We start from the raw sequence: 5,343 nt of genomic DNA on the forward strand, positions 1-5,343 counted from the left end.
ACGATGGGGTAAGGCCCCCCACAGAACATGGGGTTGATAGGCCGGAGGTGTACAGCAGCAATGCCCAGCCGACCGGTACTAATAGGCCGAGGGCTTGTCTTACAAACCCTCAACCAAAACCACAACAACACACCCCCCCAAACACAGGGGGGACATCGTGCCCGCGTCCACACCACACCCCGCACACCACCCGTGTGCGGAACACCCCAAAAAACCAACACCCCCACCCCCACCAAACAAAGGGGGCCAGGGGTGAAAAAAGCGTTACGGCGGCCATAGCGGAAGGGAAACACCCGGACCCATACCGAACCCGGAAGTTAAGCCTTCCAGCGCCGATGGTACTGCAACCGAGAGGCTGTGGGAGAGTAGGACGCCGCCGGACATACACTTCGTGGAGGCCACCCAGTCGGGTGGCCTCCACGTCATTTCGCGCCTGTGTGCGCACGCAGGACGAAGTCGAAGGAGTGAGCACTGTCGTGGCCGAGGACCGTCGCAGCCAGCGTCCGTCGCGTCCGTCCGGCCGGCGGCCCGCCGGTCAGGGGAAGCGTCAGGACCCGAGGTCAGAGAGGCGTCGCAGCGATGACCGCGGCCGCGGGCGTGATCGCACCCAGGCCGAGGAGCGTTCCGCCACCCAGGCGCGCTATGACGGCCCGGAGCTGCCCGCGGAGATCACCGGTCGCGAGCTGGACCGGGCCGTGTCCGCCCAGCTGAAGGGCCTGCCCGAGAAGCTGGCTGCGCGGGTGGCCCGGCACCTGGCCGCGGCCGGGATGCTGATCGACGACGACCCGGAGACGGCCTACCAGCACGCCCTGGCCGCGCGAGCCCGGGCGGCACGGCTCGCCGTCGTGCGCGAGGCCACCGGCGAGGCGGCCTACGCGGCCGGTCACTACGCGGAGGCGCTGGCCGAGCTCAGGGCGGCGAAGCGGATGAACGGCGCCACCGCCTACCTCCCGATCATGGCGGACTGCCACCGCGCGCTGGGCCACCCCGACCAGGCCCTCAAGCTGGCGAAGAGCCCGTCGGTGGCCAACTTCGCCCCGGAGGCCAAGGCCGAGATGACCCTGGTGGAGGCCGGCGCGAGGCGCGACCTCGGCCAGCTCGATGCCGCCCTGCGCACGCTCGAGATGGCTCCCCTGAACTCCAAGAGCCGGGCGGCCTGGGTCGTCCGGCTGCGCTACGCCTACGCGGACACCCTGCTGGCGGCCGGCCGGGAGACCGACGCGCTCGCGTGGTTCCACCGGACCCAGGCGATCGACGGTGAGCAGATCACCGACGCCGCGGAGCGGGCCGACGAGCTGGAGCGGCGCATCAACGGCTGAGGAAGGTCGCCTCGACCGTCGGTCCCACCTGGTGGGTGCCCCACTGGACTCCCTCCCTGAACGAGATCTCGACCGGATCGATCGTGGCCTGGCCCTCCTCGTCCTCGAGGATCTCCAGGACGAGCCCGTCGCCGGGGGACAGCGTTGCCCCTTCCGCCTCGACCAGGTCCGTGCAGAAGGTCTGGGGCTCGTGGGTGACCGACACCGTGCCGTTCTGACACACGAGCACGGAGACGGTCGCCTCGCCTTCCACGTCGATCGAGACGTCGCTGATGTGCAGGGTCCGGTCGTCGTCCGCGGCAGGGTCGTAGAGGCCGACGTACTCCGACTCGCCGCGCGGGATCTGGACCGTGACGGGCTCGTCAGGCACCGGCAGCGGCGCGGGGTGGGTCACGAACCAGGCACCGAACGCGACCGCGACGGCCACGGCCGCCACCCAGATCAGGACGCGCCCGCGTCGCGAGCGGTCCACCTGAAGGCTGCGGGGCGTCCGGGCGTCGGTCATGAGGAGAGCGTAGGGGAGGTGGCTGCCAGAATTCGGCCATGAGCAACGTCAAGCGGCCTGCGCTCGAGGGCACCGTGGCCGTGCGCGATGACCGGCGGCTGAGCTTCGCGGAGTACGGCTCCCGCGGTGGCCAGGCCATCGTGTGGATGCACGGGACGCCGGGCGCGAGGCGGCAGATACCGCTCGAGGCCAGGACGTACGCCGAGCAGCAGGGCCTGCGCATCATCGGCATCGACCGCCCCGGCATCGGCTCGTCGACCCCGCACCTCTACCCGGACATCCTGGACTGGACGCGCGATCTCGAGATCCTGCTCGACACGCTGGGGATCGACACCGTGCGGCTGATCGGTCTGTCCGGGGGAGGCCCCTATGCACTGGCCGCGGGCGTGGGCCTGCCCGACCGGGTGCACGGGATCGGCGTCCTGGGCGGAGTGGCCCCGACCGTGGGCCTGGACGCTGTCGAGGGTGGCCTGATCCAGCTCGCGGTGCGGCTGGGCCCCCTGCTGTCCCTGGCGCGCGTGCCACTGGGTGTGGCGCTGACCGGGGCCATCCGGCTGGTGCGACCGCTGGCCGGGCCGGCGCTCGACCTCTACGCCGCCGTCCAGCCGCCGGGCGACAAGAACCTGCTGGCTCGGCCGGAGTTCAAGGCGATGTTCCTCGACGACCTGCTCAACGGCAGCCGCTTCCAGACCTCGGCGCCCCTGACCGACCTGGTCCTGTTCACCCGTGACTGGGGCTTCGCGGCCGCCGAGGTCACCGTGCCGGTGCGCTGGTGGCACGGCGACGACGACCACATCGTGCCGCTGGGGCACGGCCAGCACGTCGTCGACCGGCTTCCCGACGCCGACCTCACGGTGATCGCGGGGGAGAGCCACCTCGGTGGTCTCGGCATCGCCGAGGAGGTCCTCGGCACGCTGATGGAGCTCGGGCCCCGCCGGGCGACCGCTCAGCCCGCAACCTGACGCCACGCGCCCGAGATCACCCGTTTCACTGGTATTCAGTCGCACCATGGGCCACAATGGTGGCCACAACTACACACGTGTGACTCAACGTGACCCGTTCACCTCCGTCGCCAGACCGCTGGGGAAGGCGTATCTCGACGCCGGAGATGAAGGAGGACACGGTGACCGCACGCACCGCCAGCCGCCCCGAGGGCGCGGGGACGAGGGGCATCCTGTACGTGCACTCGGCCCCCTCCGCACTCTGCCCCCACATCGAGTGGGCCGTGGGGGGCGTACTCGGCCTTGCCGTGAACCTGGACTGGACGCCGCAACCGGCCCAGTCGGGGACCTACCGCGCCGAGCTGTCATGGACCGGCGCTGCCGGCTCAGCCGCGGAGGTCGCCTCGGCCCTGCGCGGCTGGACCCACCTCAGGTTCGAGATCACCGAGGAGCCGACGGCCTCCTCCGAAGGTGTTCGCTACTCCTACACCCCCGAGCTCGGCGTCTTCCACGCGGTGACGGGGCTCCACGGCGACATCATGATCCCCGAGGACCGGCTCAAGGCCGCGGTGGTGAAGACGGCACTGGGGGAGACCACCCTCGAGCTCGAGATCGACAAGCTGCTCGGCAAGCCGTGGGACGACGAGCTGGAGACCTTCCGGCACGCCGGGGAGGGCGCTCCGGTGCGCTGGCTCCACCAGGTCGTCTGACGGACGTAGCGGTCCGACCAAGCCTCAGGCCCGGCGCAACCGGAAGTAGCCGGGCTTGATCCAACGCACGCGCTGGTGGCAGTCCATGAGCGGCCCGGGTAGGTCGTTGCACCGACGCCACGTCAGCTTCCCGGTGATCTTGTACCGACCGGGCCTGGCGGAGTCGTTGCAGATGCGAAACCTGTCGTGTCCGCGCTTGGGGTCGGCGCCCACGGCGAAAGCTCCGGACTGAAGAATTCCGCCCGACGGACGGTGCAGGAAGGTCTCCAGCGACCAGTCGTTGGTACGTGGCCTGACGACGTACTGGTAGCGGTAGCCGTGGCAGCCCTCGCGCAGGACCTTGTCGGCGGCCCACGCCCGGCCGAACCGGATGTCGCCCGCCTGGGCAGGTACGACGAGCGCGCCGACCAGCAGGGCGCCCACCGCGAATATCAGTGCGATGTGTTTCATCGGCTTCCCTCACCTCTCCCCCTGTCCAACGGAGGAGCGTGAGCCGCGTTACGCCGGCATCGAGCCGACCAGTCTCACAGCGGGATGTTGCCGTGCGCTCCGCGGCGTACACCGTCGGCCTGGACCGCGGCGTGGATCGCGCGGGCCAGGGCGGTGCGGGTGGCCGCTGGCTCGACGACCTCGTCGACGACGCCGATCTCCACCGCCTTGTCCACCCCGCCGGCCAGACGCTCGTGCTCGGCCGCGAGCTCGGCCTCCACCTGGGGCCGGATGTCGGGCGCGACCTCCGCGAGGCGCCGACGGTGCAGGATCCGGATCGCCGCGACCGCGCCCATGACCGCCACCTCGGCGCCGGGCCACGCGAAGACGCGGGTGGCGCCGAGCGAGCGGGCGTTCATGGCGATGTAGGCGCCGCCGTAGGTCTTGCGGGTCACCAGGGTCACCCGGGGCACCACGCACTCGCCGAAGGCGTGCAGCAGCTTCGCGCCGCGGCGCACCACGCCGTCCCACTCCTGGCCCACTCCGGGCAGGTAGCCGGGGACGTCGACCAGGACGATCAACGGGACTCCGAGCGCGTCGCAGAGGCGCACGAAGCGCGAGGCCTTCTCCGCGGACAGGGAGTCCAGGCAGCCGCCGAGCCGGAGCGGGTTGTTGGCCACCACGCCGACCGTGCGACCGCCGAGCCGCCCCAGGGCGGTGACGATGTTGGGGGCCCAGCGGGCGTGCAGCTCCGAGACGGTGCCCGCGTCGAGGATCGACTCGACCAGCGGGTGCACGTCGTAGGCCCGCTTGCGCGACTCGGGCAGGAGCTCGGCGAGGTCGCGGTCCTCGACGTCCTCGACCTTGAGGCTGCCCTGCGAGCCGAGCAGGGTCGCGACCCCGCGTGCGCGGTCGAGGGCCTCACGCTCGGACTCGGTGAGGATGTGGACGACGCCGGAGCGGCGGCCGTGCGGCTCTGGGCCGCCGAGTCGCAGCATGTCGACGTCCTCGCCCGTCACCGAGCGCACCACGTCGGGGCCGGTCACGAAGATCCGGCCCTCGGGGCCGAGGATCACCACGTCGGTCAGGGCCGGTCCGTAGGCGGCGCCTCCCGCGGCGGGGCCGAGGACCACGGAGATCTGCGGGATCTTGCCGGACGCCTGGGTCATCACCTGGAAGATCCGGCCGACCGCGTGCAGCGACAGCACGCCCTCGGCCAGCCGGGCGCCACCGGAGTGCCACAGGCCGATGATCGGTACGCCGTCGGTCATGGCCCGGTGATAGGCGTCGACCACGACCCGACAGCCCTGGTCGCCCATCGCGCCGCCCATGACGGTCGCGTCGGAGCAGAAGGCCACCACGCGGGTGCCGTCGACGAGGCCGACCGCGGCCAGCATGCCGGAGTCGTCGTCGGGGGTGATCAGCTCCAGCGAGCCGTC

At 71.2% G+C, this 5,343-nt stretch carries 6 protein-coding genes and 2 rRNA genes; 5 read left to right on the forward strand and 3 right to left on the reverse strand.

Annotated elements, in window-relative coordinates:
* From VFN12_RS07095 to VFN12_RS07105, 3 genes are all read left to right on the forward strand, one after another.
* Positions 1–102: ribosomal RNA gene (locus tag VFN12_RS07095) — 23S ribosomal RNA — on the forward strand; the annotation flags it as partial.
* 163 nt (positions 103–265) lie between these two features.
* Positions 266–382: ribosomal RNA gene (rrf, locus tag VFN12_RS07100) — 5S ribosomal RNA — on the forward strand.
* An 82-nt stretch (positions 383–464) separates the two neighbouring features.
* The gene (locus VFN12_RS07105; protein WP_325117928.1) at positions 465–1,319 is read left to right on the forward strand and encodes a tetratricopeptide repeat protein; all 855 of its coding nucleotides are present in this window, start codon (positions 465–467) and stop codon (positions 1,317–1,319) included.
* Here VFN12_RS07105 and VFN12_RS07110 read toward each other — a convergent pair.
* Positions 1,309–1,824: a hypothetical protein gene (locus tag VFN12_RS07110; protein WP_325117929.1), complete on the reverse strand. Its 516-nt coding sequence runs from the start codon at positions 1,822–1,824 to the stop codon at positions 1,309–1,311. The two genes, VFN12_RS07105 and VFN12_RS07110, sit on opposite strands and share 11 nt — an antisense overlap.
* A gap of 38 nt (positions 1,825–1,862) precedes the next feature.
* Between VFN12_RS07110 and VFN12_RS07115 the strand changes: the two genes are divergently transcribed.
* Together VFN12_RS07115 and VFN12_RS07120 are read left to right on the forward strand one after the other, a co-directional pair.
* Positions 1,863–2,786 (forward strand): alpha/beta hydrolase, encoded by a 924-nt coding sequence (locus VFN12_RS07115; protein ID WP_325117930.1) that lies wholly within the window; start codon positions 1,863–1,865, stop codon positions 2,784–2,786.
* Between the two features lie 146 nt (positions 2,787–2,932).
* Positions 2,933–3,475: a DUF3145 domain-containing protein gene (locus tag VFN12_RS07120; protein WP_325117931.1), complete on the forward strand. Its 543-nt coding sequence runs from the start codon at positions 2,933–2,935 to the stop codon at positions 3,473–3,475.
* Positions 3,476–3,499: 24 nt separating this feature from the next.
* Here the strand turns inward: VFN12_RS07120 and VFN12_RS07125 are convergent, their stop codons facing one another.
* Both VFN12_RS07125 and VFN12_RS07130 read right to left on the reverse strand, forming a co-directional pair.
* A complete protein-coding gene (locus VFN12_RS07125) occupies positions 3,500–3,925 on the reverse strand; it encodes a hypothetical protein (RefSeq protein WP_325117932.1) in 426 nt (141 codons plus the stop codon).
* Between the two features lie 74 nt (positions 3,926–3,999).
* Positions 4,000–5,343 (reverse strand): acyl-CoA carboxylase subunit beta (locus tag VFN12_RS07130; RefSeq protein ID WP_325117933.1); only part of this gene is annotated, 1,344 nt, incomplete at its 5' end.

The organism is Nocardioides sp. (genome assembly GCF_035703625.1).
Taxonomy (GTDB): Bacteria; Actinomycetota; Actinomycetes; order Propionibacteriales; family Nocardioidaceae; genus Nocardioides.